17 protein-coding genes are annotated in these 13,977 nt (G+C 60.9%); 10 read left to right on the plus strand and 7 right to left on the minus strand.

Annotated elements, in window-relative coordinates; translation table 11 throughout:
- Nucleotides 1-193 precede the first annotated feature (193 nt).
- Nucleotides 194-643 carry a pyridoxamine 5'-phosphate oxidase family protein gene (locus tag ACERJA_RS02410; RefSeq protein WP_373606708.1) on the plus strand — a complete coding sequence of 150 codons (450 nt, stop codon included), beginning with the start codon at nt 194-196 and terminating at the stop codon, nt 641-643.
- A gap of 2 nt (nt 644-645) precedes the next feature.
- On the opposite strand, the gene ACERJA_RS02415 is transcribed toward ACERJA_RS02410, so the two are convergent.
- Nucleotides 646-2,472: an SLC13 family permease gene (locus tag ACERJA_RS02415; protein ID WP_373606709.1), complete on the minus strand. Its 1,827-nt coding sequence runs from the start codon at nt 2,470-2,472 to the stop codon at nt 646-648.
- A gap of 235 nt (nt 2,473-2,707) precedes the next feature.
- On the opposite strand from ACERJA_RS02415, the gene ACERJA_RS02420 reads away from it, so the two are divergent.
- The gene (locus ACERJA_RS02420) at nt 2,708-2,950 is read left to right on the plus strand and encodes a hypothetical protein (protein WP_373606710.1); all 243 of its coding nucleotides are present in this window, start codon (nt 2,708-2,710) and stop codon (nt 2,948-2,950) included.
- Between the two features lie 53 nt (nt 2,951-3,003).
- Here ACERJA_RS02420 and ACERJA_RS02425 read toward each other — a convergent pair whose 3' ends face one another.
- Nucleotides 3,004-3,474 carry a universal stress protein gene (locus ACERJA_RS02425; protein WP_373606711.1) on the minus strand — a complete coding sequence of 157 codons (471 nt, stop codon included), beginning with the start codon at nt 3,472-3,474 and terminating at the stop codon, nt 3,004-3,006.
- 169 nt (nt 3,475-3,643) lie between these two features.
- Here ACERJA_RS02425 and ACERJA_RS02430 point away from each other — a divergent pair, with 169 nt between their 5' ends.
- On the plus strand, nt 3,644-4,402 hold the full coding sequence (locus tag ACERJA_RS02430; protein WP_373606712.1) for a proteasome assembly chaperone family protein: 759 nt from the start codon (nt 3,644-3,646) through the stop codon (nt 4,400-4,402).
- 243 nt (nt 4,403-4,645) lie between these two features.
- Nucleotides 4,646-5,119: a PKD domain-containing protein gene (locus tag ACERJA_RS02435; protein WP_373606713.1), complete on the plus strand. Its 474-nt coding sequence runs from the start codon at nt 4,646-4,648 to the stop codon at nt 5,117-5,119.
- A gap of 128 nt (nt 5,120-5,247) precedes the next feature.
- On the opposite strand, the gene ACERJA_RS02440 is transcribed toward ACERJA_RS02435, so the two are convergent.
- The gene (locus ACERJA_RS02440) at nt 5,248-6,162 is read right to left on the minus strand and encodes a universal stress protein (RefSeq protein WP_373606714.1); all 915 of its coding nucleotides are present in this window, start codon (nt 6,160-6,162) and stop codon (nt 5,248-5,250) included.
- A gap of 583 nt (nt 6,163-6,745) precedes the next feature.
- On the opposite strand from ACERJA_RS02440, the gene ACERJA_RS02445 reads away from it, so the two are divergent.
- Nucleotides 6,746-7,237, plus strand: coding sequence for a universal stress protein (locus ACERJA_RS02445; protein ID WP_373606715.1), 492 nt, complete (start codon nt 6,746-6,748; stop codon nt 7,235-7,237).
- A gap of 32 nt (nt 7,238-7,269) precedes the next feature.
- On the opposite strand, the gene ACERJA_RS02450 is transcribed toward ACERJA_RS02445, so the two are convergent.
- Nucleotides 7,270-8,091 carry a universal stress protein gene (locus tag ACERJA_RS02450; RefSeq protein WP_373606716.1) on the minus strand — a complete coding sequence of 274 codons (822 nt, stop codon included), beginning with the start codon at nt 8,089-8,091 and terminating at the stop codon, nt 7,270-7,272.
- 296 nt (nt 8,092-8,387) lie between these two features.
- Between ACERJA_RS02450 and ACERJA_RS02455 the strand changes: the two genes are divergently transcribed.
- From ACERJA_RS02455 to ACERJA_RS02465, 3 genes are all read left to right on the plus strand, one after another.
- Nucleotides 8,388-8,594 (plus strand): HVO_2922 family protein, encoded by a 207-nt coding sequence (locus ACERJA_RS02455; protein ID WP_373606717.1) that lies wholly within the window; start codon nt 8,388-8,390, stop codon nt 8,592-8,594.
- A gap of 202 nt (nt 8,595-8,796) precedes the next feature.
- On the plus strand, nt 8,797-9,606 hold the full coding sequence (locus tag ACERJA_RS02460) for a ThiF family adenylyltransferase (protein WP_373606718.1): 810 nt from the start codon (nt 8,797-8,799) through the stop codon (nt 9,604-9,606).
- A gap of 94 nt (nt 9,607-9,700) precedes the next feature.
- Nucleotides 9,701-10,375, plus strand: coding sequence for a proteasome subunit beta (locus tag ACERJA_RS02465; protein ID WP_373606719.1), 675 nt, complete (start codon nt 9,701-9,703; stop codon nt 10,373-10,375).
- A gap of 176 nt (nt 10,376-10,551) precedes the next feature.
- Here ACERJA_RS02465 and ACERJA_RS02470 read toward each other — a convergent pair whose 3' ends face one another.
- Entirely contained in the window at nt 10,552-11,004 is a 453-nt protein-coding gene (locus tag ACERJA_RS02470) for a universal stress protein (protein WP_373606720.1), read from the minus strand.
- 419 nt (nt 11,005-11,423) lie between these two features.
- Between ACERJA_RS02470 and ACERJA_RS02475 the strand changes: the two genes are divergently transcribed.
- Entirely contained in the window at nt 11,424-12,677 is a 1,254-nt protein-coding gene (locus ACERJA_RS02475) for an MgtC/SapB family protein (protein ID WP_373606721.1), read from the plus strand.
- A gap of 116 nt (nt 12,678-12,793) precedes the next feature.
- Nucleotides 12,794-13,099 (plus strand): hypothetical protein, encoded by a 306-nt coding sequence (locus ACERJA_RS02480; protein WP_373606722.1) that lies wholly within the window; start codon nt 12,794-12,796, stop codon nt 13,097-13,099.
- Between the two features lie 42 nt (nt 13,100-13,141).
- Here the strand turns inward: ACERJA_RS02480 and ACERJA_RS02485 are convergent, their stop codons facing one another.
- Both ACERJA_RS02485 and ACERJA_RS02490 read right to left on the minus strand, forming a co-directional pair.
- The gene (locus ACERJA_RS02485) at nt 13,142-13,618 is read right to left on the minus strand and encodes a DUF2267 domain-containing protein (RefSeq protein WP_373606723.1); all 477 of its coding nucleotides are present in this window, start codon (nt 13,616-13,618) and stop codon (nt 13,142-13,144) included.
- A gap of 120 nt (nt 13,619-13,738) precedes the next feature.
- A complete protein-coding gene (locus ACERJA_RS02490) occupies nt 13,739-13,888 on the minus strand; it encodes a hypothetical protein (RefSeq protein ID WP_373607465.1) in 150 nt (49 codons plus the stop codon).
- Nucleotides 13,889-13,977: the final 89 nt, after the last annotated feature.

Here is a 13,977-nt window from a genome sequence, read left to right on the forward strand (position 1 = left end):
CCTCGAGGCTGGACTGTTCGGTGGACCACACCGATAGCTGCCATCATGCCATCTCTTGTCACCCTCCGATTAATACCATCGTCCACATAGAGTGACATCGATTGACGATCCCGACACCGGCCCGTTGTCACAGCTGGTTCCACGACCAGCCCGGTGTGGCGGTCGACACAAAACGGGGTCGAACGGAGCAACGATGTCAGGACACGGATACGGCACCAGCATGACCGACGACGAGATTGCACAGTTTCTCTATGACCACGGTATCGGCGTCCTCTCGCTCTCCCGGAACGGCCACTCGTACGGGATTCCCGTCTCGTATGGGTACGACGGCGACTGCAGTCGGTGTATCCTTGATCTCGGGTTCGCGCCGGAAAGCAAGAAAGAGACGTTTCTCGAGACGACCGAGCAAAGCTGTCTGACGGTCTATGAGTGGCGGTCCCCGACCGACTGGCGAAGCGTCGTGATGACCGGCGAACTCCGCGAACTGGATGGTGACCTCGAGGCAGATCTCGAGCAACGTTACTATGAGCACGCAGACGATGTCGAGATCGCAGTGTTCGACCGACCGCCCGAAATGATCGAGTTGCAGTGGTTCGAGTTTTCGATCGACGAGCTGTCGGGACGGACGTCACGCTCGACGTAGCGTTAGACGCCCCAGAAGACGTAGATGCCGACAGACGTCACCACTGCCAACAGCAGTTGCAGCGGGACGCCGACGCGGATGAAGTCCGTGAACTCGTATCCGCCGCGACCGTACACCATAAGGTTGGTCTGATAGCCAATCGGCGTCATTAGCGACGTGCTTGCGGCGAACGTCACGATCAAGACGAACGAGAAGGGGTCCGAGCCGAGCTCGGTGGCGACGTCGACTGCGATGGGTAACATTAGCGCGACGCTGGCGAGATTGGTGATGATCTCGGTGATGATCGTCGTGAGCAGATAGAACACCATCAGGAAAACGAGCAACGGGACGACATCCGCCAACAGCGTGATCTGATAGGCGAGATACTCAGCGGCACCCGTCTCTTCCATCGAGATCCCAAGCGGGATGACGCCCGCAAGCAGGAAAATGACGTTCCACTCGACTGCGGTATACACTTCCTCGGGTTTGACACAGCCCGTGATCACCATCCCTGCCATCCCGGCAAGCGCCGTGATAACGATCGGAAGAATATCGAGTGCGGCCACGCTCACGACGAGCGCGACGATACTGACGGCGATCGGAATTTTCGAGCGACGATACTCCGGCCGCTCGATCTCTTGGGCCAGAACGAAGTTCGGATCAGCCATGAACTGTTCGCGAGCCTCTTTCGTCGACTGCACCAGCAACGTATCACCACCTCGCAACACTGCCGTCGAGAGTCGCTGCCTCAGGCGTTCACCCTGTCGATGGATCGCAAGTATTGGACTCCCGAACTGTCGTTCGAACTCGCGTGCTGTCATCGATTCGCCCGCGATCGGTGGCTCCGGGACGAGGATCACCTCGACGAGCGCCAACTCGTCTGCGTCGGTCACGTCCGACGCCTCCGTGACAGGGGCAGCTGCGAACTCGAGGTCTCGAGAAGTGGTCAGATCGAGCAGTGTCCGTCCACTCGACCGGAACAGGAGCCGATCGTTGGGGCGAATGGTTCTGTTCTCGAGGTCCCTGTGGATGACCTTCCCGCGACGCAGAACCCGAAGTATCTCGACGTCTCGACCGAGTTGGATGCTGATCTCGCCGACGGTGTCGCCGACGAACCGAGAGTTTGCAGGGATCGTCACTTCGGAAACGTAGCCTCGCAGCTGAAACTGACCAGCGAGTTCGTCGTCCGGCGACACCCGTTCGGGGATGAGACGATGGCCGATCGTCAGTAGGTAGATGGCACCGGTTACGAGCACGAGAACGCCGAGCTGCGTGAACTCGAACATCGAAAACGAGCGGCCGATGAGACGGCCCGAGATATCGCTTGCGAGGAGGTTCGGTGAGGTGCCGATGAGCGTGAGCATCCCGCCAAGCATCGCGGCATACGAGAGTGGAATAAGGAGTTTCGATGGCGACGTGTTCGTCCGATCAGCAAGATCAGACACCATCGGGATCAGCATCGCGACCACCGGCGTATTATTGATAAATCCCGCAGTTCCCCCAGCGAGCCCGATCGTTGCGGCCTGTTGTTTGCGTTCGTCGTCGCCAGTTAGCGCAAGTAATCGGTCCCCGAGAATGCGGATCGCACCGGTCCGTTGAATCCCCTCGCTCAAGACGAACATCGCCAACACCGTCAGCGTCGCCGGATTCGAGAATCCGGAGATTCCGAGTTCAGGTGTGACCTGCGTCCAGGGTTCGAGTACAACTAGCACGACAACGATTCCGATCGCAGCCATGTCGATCGGAATCGGCTCGAGTGTAAACAGCACGAACGCGATGAAGAGTATCCCGAAGATAACGAGGATGTCCGCCTCAATAGCTAGGAAATGAGCGGACAACAGCACGTCCATACGAACTGCTCCAGAGAGTTGGAGAAAAAACTACGCAGCCTCACATCTCGAACACCTTCTTTGGTTTTGAAAGAGCCAGCGTCTGCTGTCGCATGGACGCTAACCACCGCCGGACAGATCGATGAACCCCAGGAATCGTTGCCGTCGCCTCGAGACTCGGCTGTGCCCGCCCTGTAATCCATGTCGCATCCGTTGCCACGACACTGTTAAGCTATCTGCTCCCATAGCACACAGTATGGGATGGAAATGTCAGCTGTACGGCCATCAGTGGCGCCACCCCGGGACGTACGAGGTCGTCATCGCGGACGACTCCGTTCCAGCGTACCCATTTCAGTGTGCCGTCTGCGAGAGCGAGATGCTCATGGATACGACTGGGACGCCGCTCTCGGATGACTGGGTGCCGGAATCGGTCGGGACCGAACCGGAACTCGAGTCGGAAGAACCGCTCTCGCCGTCTGCGGAGTCACCCGACGAGTGACCGCCGGCGACTCGAGCGGTCACAGTACGGCCTCGAGAGTGTGAGTGGCTGAGTCATCGAACGATCATCACGGGCACCGGGGCGCGCCTGACGACCGTCTCGGCGACGCTGCCGACCAGAAACCGCTCTGCGCCCGAGCGACAGTGACTGCCCATGACGATCCGATCGATGTCGTGTTCTTCAGCGTACTCGAGGATGACGTCGTTAGGTTCGCCGAACTCGAGGACGGTGTCGATAGTGTTGTCGTGGTCGTCGGCGAGTTCGTGTGCCTCATCGAAGACCGCCTGTGCCTTCTGTTCTGCTTTCTGGTTCCACTCGCGCCAGTACTCCGGCGAGACGGAGCCCGGCGGCGCGCCGTCGTCGAACGTCGGTCGCATGACGTCGATGAGGCTCAGTCCCGATCCAATGGGGTCCATGACGTGACAGACGATGATGTCGGCATCCGGATAGTCGGTGAGTGCGATCTCGAGTGCTTTCATCGACAGTGGCGATCCCTCGGTCGGAACGAGGATGCGCTGGCCCATACAGTGTCGACACCACGGCTGCCCACATATAGTGTCGGCCGCGGCGATCGTGTTGACCGGCGCTGGCGACGCCTGATGGCTGTCGCTGGTCGCTGCGCAGCCCACCGTGTCTCCAGTCGGCCCAAACGGACCATACGCTGATATCCGTGGATGGTGTACGTGTGTCCGCATGACAGACCAGATTGCGTCGTTCGAGCAGGTCGCCGAATCCCGCGCCGATGCACCGACACTCATCGAAGGACTCCCCGGACACGGACTCGTCGCAGCGATCGCCGTCGATCAGATCACAGACCAACTCGACCTCGAGCATTACGGCAACATCGCTTCCGAGGAGTTCCCGCCGGTTGTGACGTTCGAAGACGGCCTCGTCCAGGATCTCGTCCGCGTCTACACCGGACCGGATCCGTCGGTGATGACCCTCGAGAGCGATCTCGCACTCCCCGGACCGTCGTTCGAGCCGCTCTCACGGTGTGTGCTCTCCGAACTCGCCGACGAGTTCAGCCAGGCCATCTTTCTCGCGGGTGCACCAGCGGAGTCCGAAGAGCAGCTCGGCGACGTGACCGGCGTTGCGACGACCGAGGAACTCAGAGCGGAACTCGTCGATGCCGGCATTCAGGTCCCCGAGGAGCCGGGACTCGTCGGCGGCATCACCGGCTCGCTCGTGCGCGAGTGCTATCAGGCAGACGTTCCGGCCGCGTTGTTGATCGTCCGCGCTCACCCGTTTCTCCCGGATCCGGAGGCGGCGAAATCCGTCATCGAGACGGCACTCGAGCCGCTCGTCGAGTTCGATATCGACACGACGGCGCTCGACGAGCAGGCTGATGAGATCCAACAGCGGATGCAACAGGTCGCACAGCAGTACCAGCAGATAGCCGAAGAGCAGGAGAACCAACACCAACAGCAGATGCAGACCGGGATGTTCCAGTAACCACCTACCGACGTTTCGATGCGCGTGTCGGTGGTCACCTGTCGTGAACGAACCGACGGCGGCGCTGTACAGCGACGCAACTCGTCTGCGAGGCCTCCGTAAAACGCTCGCTGTTGACGACCACCACCGGTGACCCAGCGGGCAGTGGTCGGTGAACGGGACCACCTGACATATACTCGTCTGTCCGACTGTCAGTGAAACCTCGAATGGGTACTATGCAGTCAGAGACCGTGTGTTGTTTCGATGGAAGACACTGAGCGGTTTTCGCGACGAACAGCGATGACAGTGGTGGGCGCAACAGGTATCGCACTTCTTGCCGGCTGTAACGACGACGATGAGGAACCCGACGATGAAGAGCCTGAAGAGGTCGACATCGAAGAGTGGGAGGATGTCGACGAGTTCTATTTCGACGGGCAGATTGAATTCTGGGGTGGTGTTGAACCGGCGATTATCGAAGGCGAAGAGAACCCGACGATCACGCTCATCGAGGGCCAGGAGTACGACTTCACCTGGGTTAACGTCGATGGCGTCGAACACAACTTAGAGATCCGTGACGAAGACGGCGACATCATCGATGATTATCAGAGCGATGACGTCAGCGAAGAGGGCGAAGAAGCGTCGGTCGACGGCGTCGTCGCGACCGAAGAGATGGTGACCTACATCTGTCGGTACCACGAGACGACACAGGTCGGAGACATCACCGTCGAAACAGTGTGACGACTCCTGCTCGGCCAGCAACAGCGTCCGAAACCGGGTTTTGACCGGGCAGTGAGCCAATCAATCGTTGCCGGCGGTCACCTCACGCGTGTTCACTGCCCGCCGTGGCGACGGCCGGGAACGGCGCGCTAGTCCGCACCCATCGGCACACAGACAACCGGCACGTCGGCGTTCCGGACGACGTTCTCCGTGACGCTTCCGATGAGATGGCGCTCCATTCCAGCGCGTCCATGTGTTCCGATGACGATGAGATCGATCTCGTTGTCGTCAGCGTAGGTCAAGATCACCCTCGCTGGCGGCCCACTCGCGACAGTTCCCGTGACGCTGACGCCGTCTGCGACGGCCTGTTCACGAACGCTCTCGAGTGCGTTCTGGCCGACGTCCTCGAGTTTTCTCAGGAGTGTTTCCGGTTCCGTAGCCTGCTGCAAGCGGCTCGTGTCGGCCGAGTAGAGCGCGTGGACCATGGCATCGAACGCGCCTGCGAGGCCGATACCCCAGTCGACGGCGACCGCCGCCCCGTCGCTGCCGTCCGTCGGCAGGAGAACGTTCTCAGTTCGGTCTGGAGAGAGCGGTTCGGTGCTCGCTTCCGGTGGGACCGCCAGCACCGGGACGGCGACTGTCCGAAGGACGTTTTCAGTCACGCTCCCGAGTGCCACCCGTTTGAGCCCGGTCCGACCTTTCGTCCCCATTGCAATCATGTCAATCTCGGCTGCGTCGACGTATCTCTCGATAGTACTAAACGGAGTCCCACGTTCGGTCGTCGTCGTGACGTCGAGCTCCGGCGCCCGCTCTTGAGCCATCCGTGCGACGGCGTTGACAGCTGTCTCGGCGTCGGCCTCGAGTGCCGCCTGCTCGCTATCCCCGTCGGCTCCGAGAACTGAGGTGATGGTCTCGAGCTCCGACGTATCGATGACCGAGAGGACGTGGACATCAGCCCCAGCCACAGCAGCCAGATCGACGCCTCGTTTCGCTCCAGCAAGTGCCCTGTCGCTCCCATCCGTCGGAAGGAGCACCGCGTTGACTGCGTTGATAACGGCTGCCATAGCGGAGAACTCTAATAGCGTACATAATAACTGTACTGGGCAGCGAGGATCGATAACAACGTGTTTCGATCGTTGGATGCGGTTCCCACACAGGAGCGATTCGTGTTCGTCCCGTCCGCGACTATCCGATCGAAGCATATTCAGTTCGTGCTGTACCATCAGGTGTGTATAAGCACTCCTTACCACTGTGTTTCAATCCGAGTAGTAGCTGTTAACTGACACACCCGCCATATGATGGTCTATTATCAAGTGTAGTTACAAACATACGTATGTAAACTGTTGCTGTTAGCAAGGTCATATTACCAGCCGTCGGATGGGTGGAATAGAATGCTGACACGAGGAATCTGCCAGACGATTTCGTCAACCCGTACTGCCCTCTTCACAGTACTACAGCCGGATAAGATACCGATTCACGTAGCATAATGATTCCACTATTCTGATACTATCGGACAGCATAACTCATACTCGAGCGACCATTGTTGCCCCCAACTCGCGACCGTCGCTATCTGGGGCCAACACACACGCATGGGATCGTGTGCGTTCGCCCCTCGAAGTTATTGGGCAGGGCATGGAGACGGTACGTATGACGTTCGTCGTCCCATTCGATGGTTCGGAACTCGCAGAAGCAGCTCTCGTCAGGGCAGTTGAGTACGGCGACGCGCTCGAGGAAGACGTGACAGCGGTGACTGTCATCCCGGAACGAAAGCGCTACGCTCGAGAGAAGGGGTGGATCGGCGAGGACGAGGCGTACGACGTCGAGGCTGTCGTCGAGCGACTTCGTGAACAGGTGCACTCGCTCACACCGGCGGTGTCGTTCGAGTACGAGCGGATACGGGAGTTTCCGCCTGAAGCACGGATCGCCGGCCACATCGAGCAGTTGGCACTGGAACACGACCCGAGCGTTGTCTTCCTCGGCAGCGACAACGTCGGCCGCGTCGTGACTCCGTTGACGAGTGTCGGCGTCCATATCGCTGCCGAGGAGTCCTACGACGTGTTCGTCGTTCGCCAACGCGCTCCACCTAACGTCGATCATATCCAGCCCCACGCCGAGTTTTACGACGACGACTCGACGTAGGTGGGACATGAGCTACACGATGCCCGCGGCAGTCACTGCTCGGTCGTTCGCACGGTTAGGACGGGTGCGCCCGCCTTCGGCACGACGCGCTGGGAGACACTCCCGAGGACGAGTCGCTCGAGATTCGATTTGCTTTCCGTCCCCATGACGAGCACGTCGATCGCTTCGGCGTCGACGTAGTCGAGAATGACCTCGTGGGGCTCGCCATCCGTCACTGTGCCCGTCGCCTCGAGTCCGTGCTCTGCTGCCCGGTCTTCGATGGCTGCGGTCGTCTGTTTCCCGTGTTCGATGAAGTTCTCCCGAATCTCCGTCGCGTCGGGGTTTACATCGACCGCATACAGCGTGTGCAGGGTGGCGTCGCAGGCGGCTGCCAGCGAGAGTGCGTGTGCGGTCGCCGCGTTCGCCCCCGCCGAGCCATCGGTTGCGAGACAGACGTCGTCGATCTGGATGCCATCTGCCCCAACCGTCTCTCGACCGACCGTGAGAACAGGCTGGCGCGCATCACGGATCACCTCGAGGGCGACACTGCCGAGCAGCGCCTGCTTCAGTCCGGTTCGCCCGTGCGTGCCGACGATGATCGCGTCGACAGCGGCGTCGTCAGCGTACGCCAGGATCTCACTCGCCGGTCGCCCCGTCCGAACGGTTGACGTGGCCTCACACCCCGCATCGATGGCTTCGGTTACGATCGATTCGACAACCGCCTCGTGTCGCTGGCTGTCTTCGCCCGACTCGGCTTCGACGACGGACAGCACGTGTACCGTCGCCTCGAGTGTCTGTGCGAGTGAGAGACCCACTGCCGCCGCGTCTGTTGCGACATCGCTGCCGTCGGTTGCGATGAGCACGTCATCGTACATACGGGTCCGTACAGCGACCACGGTCTTTGCTCTGTTGCAATTGTTGGATGGCCAACGCTGCGAGACGGGCTGGGGTCCCGAGTTGTCGGTGCACCTGCGACGCGTGCGGGCACACCGGCACTGTCTGAGAGTCCCATGAGTGGTGGACGGAATCGCCAGCAGCCACCAGACCGCTGGCGACTCGCCGCTGGGGAGGCCCCCATGCGAGCGCCATCGACTCGAGACGTGTCCCGATGTTCGTTTCGAACTCGGTGCCGGTGTCGATGGTTTATTTATCAGACGCCCGAACGACGGGTATGAGCAACGCAACGTTCGAACTCTACGAGGATAATGCAGGCAAATGGCGATGGCGACTCGTCCACGACAACGGTAATATCATCGCTGACAGCGGCCAGGGCTACAGCACCAAACGTCGTGCGAGAGACGGAATCAAGAGCGTCAAGACCAACGCCCCCGACGCGGTCGTCGAGGAACACACCGTTCGGGAACTCGACGATTCCTAACGGGGCACCGACGGCAAACGGCGGTATCCGACTTCGGCGAGAGAGCCCGGTGCTCGAGGGACGCTCGCCGTTGACGGGAGTCCGGTGAACGTTATAGTAGCCACTGCAAGTCACTGCACACCTGATCGCACGACGGCTGTGCGATGGGTGTGTAAATCGTTGCAGTTGTTACTATATTCAGGCTTGGCGTTGGAGTCGTCGTATGGGGCAGCCACTCGATTCGGGACAGTTCGACCGCTACTCACGCCAGCTCATGATCGATTCGATCGCGGAGTCCGACCAGCGATCGCTGCTGTCGAGTCGCGTTCTCGTCGCTGGCGCGGGCGGCCTGGGTTCGTCAGTGATTCAGTATCTGGCAGCAGCCGGTGTCGGGACGATCGGAGTCGTCGATGACGGCCGCGTCAAACGCTCGAACCTCCAGCGACAGGTCGTCCACACTGTCGACGACATCGGCGAGCCGAAAGTCGAGAGTGCAGCCCGATTCGTCGACGCGCGCAACCCTGACGTCACGGTTGAGACACACGCCACCCGGATCACACCCGACACCGTCACGTCGCTTCTCGAGGGGTACGATGTGATCGTCGACGGGTTGGACAACTTCGCGGCACGGTTTCTCGTCAACGATGCCGCTCGACTCGCTGCCGTCCCGTTCGTCCACGGGGCAGTGTACGAACTCGAGGGACAGCTCACGGTGTTTCGTCCCGGCGGTCCCTGCTATCGGTGTCTGCTTCCGGCGGCTCCGGACGAAGAGACAGTGCCGTCCGACGAACCAATGGGCATCTTTCCGTCGGTTCCTGGGACGATCGGCACGCTGCAGGCGACGGAAGCGCTCAAGTGCCTCCTCGATCTCGGCGAGCTACTCGACGGCGAGCTGTTGCGATACGATGCCGCGGATGCGACGGTCATTCGGACGCCGCTCGAGTCGAACCCGGACTGTCCGCTCTGTGGGTCCGACAAGATCGACGACATGGACGACATCGACTACGGCAACCGGTACCGAATCGAGAGCTGAGACGAGCGCTGCCAGTCAGCGGGGCTCGCAGATGGTCGCCGTTCGATTGGTGTCGCCCCCGGTCTTCATGTCGGTCGTTCGTCTACTGCAGTCTATGGACTACCATGCACACCGACGGGAGACGGCACTGAAACCGTCGACAGCGTTGCACGAGTGCCGGGCTGACGGTGCAGGTCCCGGTGGCATCGTCGTTGGCGTGCAAGCAACGGACGGGGTACTCCTCGGAGCCGACACACGGACGAGTCGTGATGGGGTTGTGGAAAGCGATGCGGGTCGAAAACTCCGGTCGGTGCATCCGTCGGCTGCGATCGGTTCGACTGCCGAACCCGGTGACGTCGACTCGCTCGTCACCAGGCTCCGTCGCGAGGTCGATCGGTACGAGTACCACCACAGTCGCCGGATACGTATCCCAACGCTGGCGACGGTTGCCGGTCGCGAGTGCCGAGCACACCTCGAGCGAGACACAACGTTCGTCCTCGGTGGCGTCGACGAAACCGGCTCGCACGTCTTCAGAATCGGCGTGGACGACGGTGTGATCGAGTCCGACTACGCTGCCGACGGGAGCGGCCGCCAGAGTGCTTCTGCCATCCTCGATCGTGACTACACGGATTCCCTCTCGCTCGAGGATGCACGCGACCTCGTTGCCAGTGCGATCGAGCGCGCCGTCGAACGTGATCCGCGGACCGGTCCCGCTGTCGATATTGCGGCGATCCGCGAGACAGGGGTCGCCGTTCGCCGATATGAGTCGCCCGACGCCGTTCGCTCCTGAGATCGAGCTGTCGTCTCGAGGGACTGACCCACCAGCGTGGGTGTTCGACACCTGTCGGTGCCGACGCTCATACTGTCGGACAGCAGCCAGTGACAGGTCGGTCGCGAATTCGGGCCGTCTCCTCGAGGACGGCCGCAGGAGCGCGATCGAGCGTTGAATAGTGCTGTCCAGCAGTATCAGTCAGCAGGCATTCGAACAGTCAACACGGGGATCTCGGCCGTCCGGACAACGCGTTCGGTCGTGCTTCCGAGGAGGTATCGGGGGAGTCCGTGTCGGCCGTGGGTCCCCATAACGATCAGATCGGCATCGATTTCGTCGGCATACGTCAGAATCGTCTCGTACGGTTCTCCCTCGCGAACGACTGGGAGCACGTCTACGTCGCCGTCCATCCGGCGTGCCTGCGTGTCGACCGCTTCGACTGCACGTTTTGCGTCGTCCTCGAGCGGTTCGATCGCCGCTTCGAAGTCGGATCGATCCCCACCGTAACCGACTTCCAGCAGTTCGGCGATGTCGATCACGGACAGTGCGTGAACGCTGGCATCGTACTGCTGTGCGATATCGAGCCCGTTGCTGATCGCTCGCTCCGTCCCGCTGCTCCCGTCCGTCGGAATAAGAATCGTGTCGTACATCGTCCCTCGAAGGTCCGTGCAAACCGACGGGCTCGAGAGACATAACGTATTGCTGGTCGGGCCCAACACCATGTTTGAACGCGGCCGGCAACGACTCCTGCGCTCGAGTCCGAACGACTGCGTTGTGGCTGGGATGGGTGTCGCTGGCTGCTGTCGAGGCCGAGTGCAAAGCGCCTCGAGCGGGTCGGGCCGGCTCCCGTCTCGCCGATGCAGAACGCGACGAACGAGGCGAGACCGTGTCGTCGTTCCCGCCTCACGACTCCACTCGAGTGTGGTGGACGCCGAACGATCACGCTGTCTGAGAGCCCGACGAATAGCTGGAGTATTTACTACTGGAATCCGATTGTAAGTCACGAACGAATGTCACAACAGTCGACCGAGACGACCGTTCTTCACGCGTTCTGGCGGCTCCATCACTGATGCTCGACGTAATTTCGGTGCCGGAACTGTTGGCCAAGGTGCTCGTCGCCATCGCAACTGGCGGCCTGATCGGACTGGAGCGAGAGCGACAGCCGACGCGGAAGTTCGCAGGATTACGGACACTGGCACTTCTGTGTGGCGCTGGCCCGATCGTGGTGGCCATCGGAGACCAGGAGGGGCATCCGGCCTTCGTCGGCGCCTATCTGGGACTGGCCGGTGCCTTCGCGCTCTTCATCGTGTACGTTCGGCTCTCACTGACCGACGAAGACGTTGGGCTCACGACGTCTGTCACCGTGTTTCTCGTCGCGTTACTCGGGGTGCTCGTCGGGTATGGGTGGTTCTTCGAATCGACGTCGATCGCGATCGTTCTAGTCTTCCTGCTGGCTGAGAAGGAACGGCTACACCGGTACGTAAGGGGTGTGTCCGATCAGGAGTTGCGGGCCTCGTTGAAGCTCGGGGCAGTCGTCTTTATTCTGTATCCGATCGCCCCGACCGATCCCATCGATCCGCTCGGCGTCCTGATCCCTCGCGAGGTACTGTTGTTCGTCATATTCGTCCTGCTGATCGAGTTCGTCTCGTACGTCTCGATGCGCCAGCTTGGGGGGTCGAAAGGGTTAGCTGTCACTGGCCTGCTCGCGGGTGGTGCGAACTCCTTCGCGACGGCGGGCGTCCTCGCCAGAATGGCAACCCAGTCACGCGATGCGGTCGATGCTGTCTCGGCCGCAGTCCTGCTGGCGACGCTGTCGATGATCCTGAGAAACGTCGGCATTGCGACCGTCCTCGCGGTTGGGTTGTTCTGGACGCTCTGGCAGCCAGCCGTGGTGATGGCCACACTGTGTGTCGGGGTCGCTGCCGTCCTGTGGTATCACGGTGAGACACCCGACCACTTCGACTTCGCACTCGAGTCGCCGCTTTCGCTGATAGCCGCTGCCAAGTTCGCCGTCGCATACGTGGCTATCCTGCTCGTGTCGGTTCTCGCCGAGGCGTTCTTCGGGGAGCTTGGGTTGTACGCGACGGCGTTTGCGGGCGGGCTCGTGTCATCGGCCGCCGTGTCAGTGACCGCGGCGACGGTTTTCAATCAGGGCGGAATCGGTGCGGAACAGGCAGCCGGAATGGTCGTGCTTGGCATTCTCGCGAGCCTGACGACGAAGATCATCCTGCTCGAGATCATCAGCGGACGGCTGCGATCGAAGGCAGCGGTGCCGATGGCGCTGGTCGGTGCCATCGGGGTCGTTACGTTCATCAGTACGTGATTGGATCGCCGTCGAACCGAAGCAGCGTCCAGGCGTGTCGCCGATGAAGAAATTATAGATTTGCTGACAACCAAAAAGACGATTGACCTCGTCAACGAACCGATAGCATGGTCGAAATGGAGTGGCCACAGCTCAGTGGGACGGAACTACAGTACAGCGACCACTCGTGGGAATTCACTGGCACGGTCGACGTCGGCCCAACCGGTGATGTTCTGGGCGCCAAAGCGAAACAAGTAGATGATGTCCGTCAGCGGGACGCAACGCTCCGATTCGGGCTCCAAGACGGCGCCCCTTCGTTGAATCCTGGGGAGATGGGAGCCCACTTCGACAGCGTCGAGCGCGCGGGCACCACGAAATATCTCGTCGTCAAAACAGATACGCGAACCTATCGGTACAGACTCCACGGACTCGAGTACAGGTGACTGCTGTACGACCAACAGGCAGAACGGGCCACGTGACTCGATTCAGTCCGAGTCCGTCGCGTCAGGCTGTGGCCCGCCGCCGGTCTGTGCCTCTTCGGCCTCACCCCAGCCGCCGGCGTCGACGACTTCGAAGAGTTTGCGCCAGTTCTCGTCGGCTTCGCTTTCTGGAAGCTGGTCACGGAGTTGCTGAAAATCCGACGGCGGCACCAGTGTCTCCACCAGATCGATAATGACCCGTGCGTGGTAGGCCGCCTCCGGCGGGTCGGTCCCTTCGCCCTCGATTTCGGTGACGCGTGCGAGAAACTCCTGCCAGCCGAACCGTTGGCCGTGGTCGTGGACGGCACCGGTCATGTACCACTTGATCTCCATCGGGAGTGAAGCGGCGAGATCGTCGGCTGCGCCTTCCGGAATCCGCTGGCCCAGCGTCATGAGCGTCGCACGGATTGCCCGCACTGTTCGGCCGGTGTCCGGTAACTCGAGGCGGTGCTGGACTTCGCCGGTAAACTCGTCGTACTTCATGGCACTAGCGTTGTGGTCGACCAGCGATATCAAGCTACATGCGACACCCCAGTCCAGAAGAACGAAATCCAGTTTCGTCCCTAATTCGGCAGCCAGACACAGCAAAAGCGAACCGAGGATTCAGCAGCTGTTCTCGACGGTCTCCAGCGCGTTGTAGACCTCACGGCAGCCGACACAGCAGAAGGCGTTGCCATCGTCGACGATGGCACTCCCCTCGACAGGGAGTTCACAGAGTGTGCATCCGTTTTCGCCCGTGTCGTGGTCAGTCATGTGTGCGTTTTCGATGCGTGTCGTGTCCATCTGATCGGTTCATGAGCCGTGGTGGGCCGACCACAATCCACGATGAGAGGCCCGCGAAC

Source organism: Natronorubrum sp. A-ect3, from assembly GCF_041821125.1.
In the GTDB taxonomy this organism is placed as follows: domain Archaea; phylum Halobacteriota; class Halobacteria; order Halobacteriales; family Natrialbaceae; genus Natronorubrum; species Natronorubrum bangense.

Excerpts from the sequence above, each read along its gene's own strand:
- ACERJA_RS02410 (WP_373606708.1), top strand. The coding sequence starts at position 194 with ATGTCAGGACACGGATACGGCACCAGCATGACCGACGACGAGATTGCA.
- ACERJA_RS02415 (WP_373606709.1), bottom strand. The coding sequence starts at position 2,472 with ATGGACGTGCTGTTGTCCGCTCATTTCCTAGCTATTGAGGCGGACATC.
- ACERJA_RS02420 (WP_373606710.1), top strand. The coding sequence starts at position 2,708 with ATGGGATGGAAATGTCAGCTGTACGGCCATCAGTGGCGCCACCCCGGG.
- ACERJA_RS02425 (WP_373606711.1), bottom strand. The coding sequence starts at position 3,474 with ATGGGCCAGCGCATCCTCGTTCCGACCGAGGGATCGCCACTGTCGATG.
- ACERJA_RS02430 (WP_373606712.1), top strand. The coding sequence starts at position 3,644 with ATGACAGACCAGATTGCGTCGTTCGAGCAGGTCGCCGAATCCCGCGCC.
- ACERJA_RS02435 (WP_373606713.1), top strand. The coding sequence starts at position 4,646 with ATGGAAGACACTGAGCGGTTTTCGCGACGAACAGCGATGACAGTGGTG.
- ACERJA_RS02440 (WP_373606714.1), bottom strand. The coding sequence starts at position 6,162 with ATGGCAGCCGTTATCAACGCAGTCAACGCGGTGCTCCTTCCGACGGAT.
- ACERJA_RS02445 (WP_373606715.1), top strand. The coding sequence starts at position 6,746 with ATGACGTTCGTCGTCCCATTCGATGGTTCGGAACTCGCAGAAGCAGCT.
- ACERJA_RS02450 (WP_373606716.1), bottom strand. The coding sequence starts at position 8,091 with ATGTACGATGACGTGCTCATCGCAACCGACGGCAGCGATGTCGCAACA.
- ACERJA_RS02455 (WP_373606717.1), top strand. The coding sequence starts at position 8,388 with ATGAGCAACGCAACGTTCGAACTCTACGAGGATAATGCAGGCAAATGG.
- ACERJA_RS02460 (WP_373606718.1), top strand. The coding sequence starts at position 8,797 with ATGGGGCAGCCACTCGATTCGGGACAGTTCGACCGCTACTCACGCCAG.
- ACERJA_RS02465 (WP_373606719.1), top strand. The coding sequence starts at position 9,701 with ATGGACTACCATGCACACCGACGGGAGACGGCACTGAAACCGTCGACA.
- ACERJA_RS02470 (WP_373606720.1), bottom strand. The coding sequence starts at position 11,004 with ATGTACGACACGATTCTTATTCCGACGGACGGGAGCAGCGGGACGGAG.
- ACERJA_RS02475 (WP_373606721.1), top strand. The coding sequence starts at position 11,424 with ATGCTCGACGTAATTTCGGTGCCGGAACTGTTGGCCAAGGTGCTCGTC.
- ACERJA_RS02480 (WP_373606722.1), top strand. The coding sequence starts at position 12,794 with ATGGAGTGGCCACAGCTCAGTGGGACGGAACTACAGTACAGCGACCAC.
- ACERJA_RS02485 (WP_373606723.1), bottom strand. The coding sequence starts at position 13,618 with ATGAAGTACGACGAGTTTACCGGCGAAGTCCAGCACCGCCTCGAGTTA.
- ACERJA_RS02490 (WP_373607465.1), bottom strand. The coding sequence starts at position 13,888 with ATGACTGACCACGACACGGGCGAAAACGGATGCACACTCTGTGAACTC.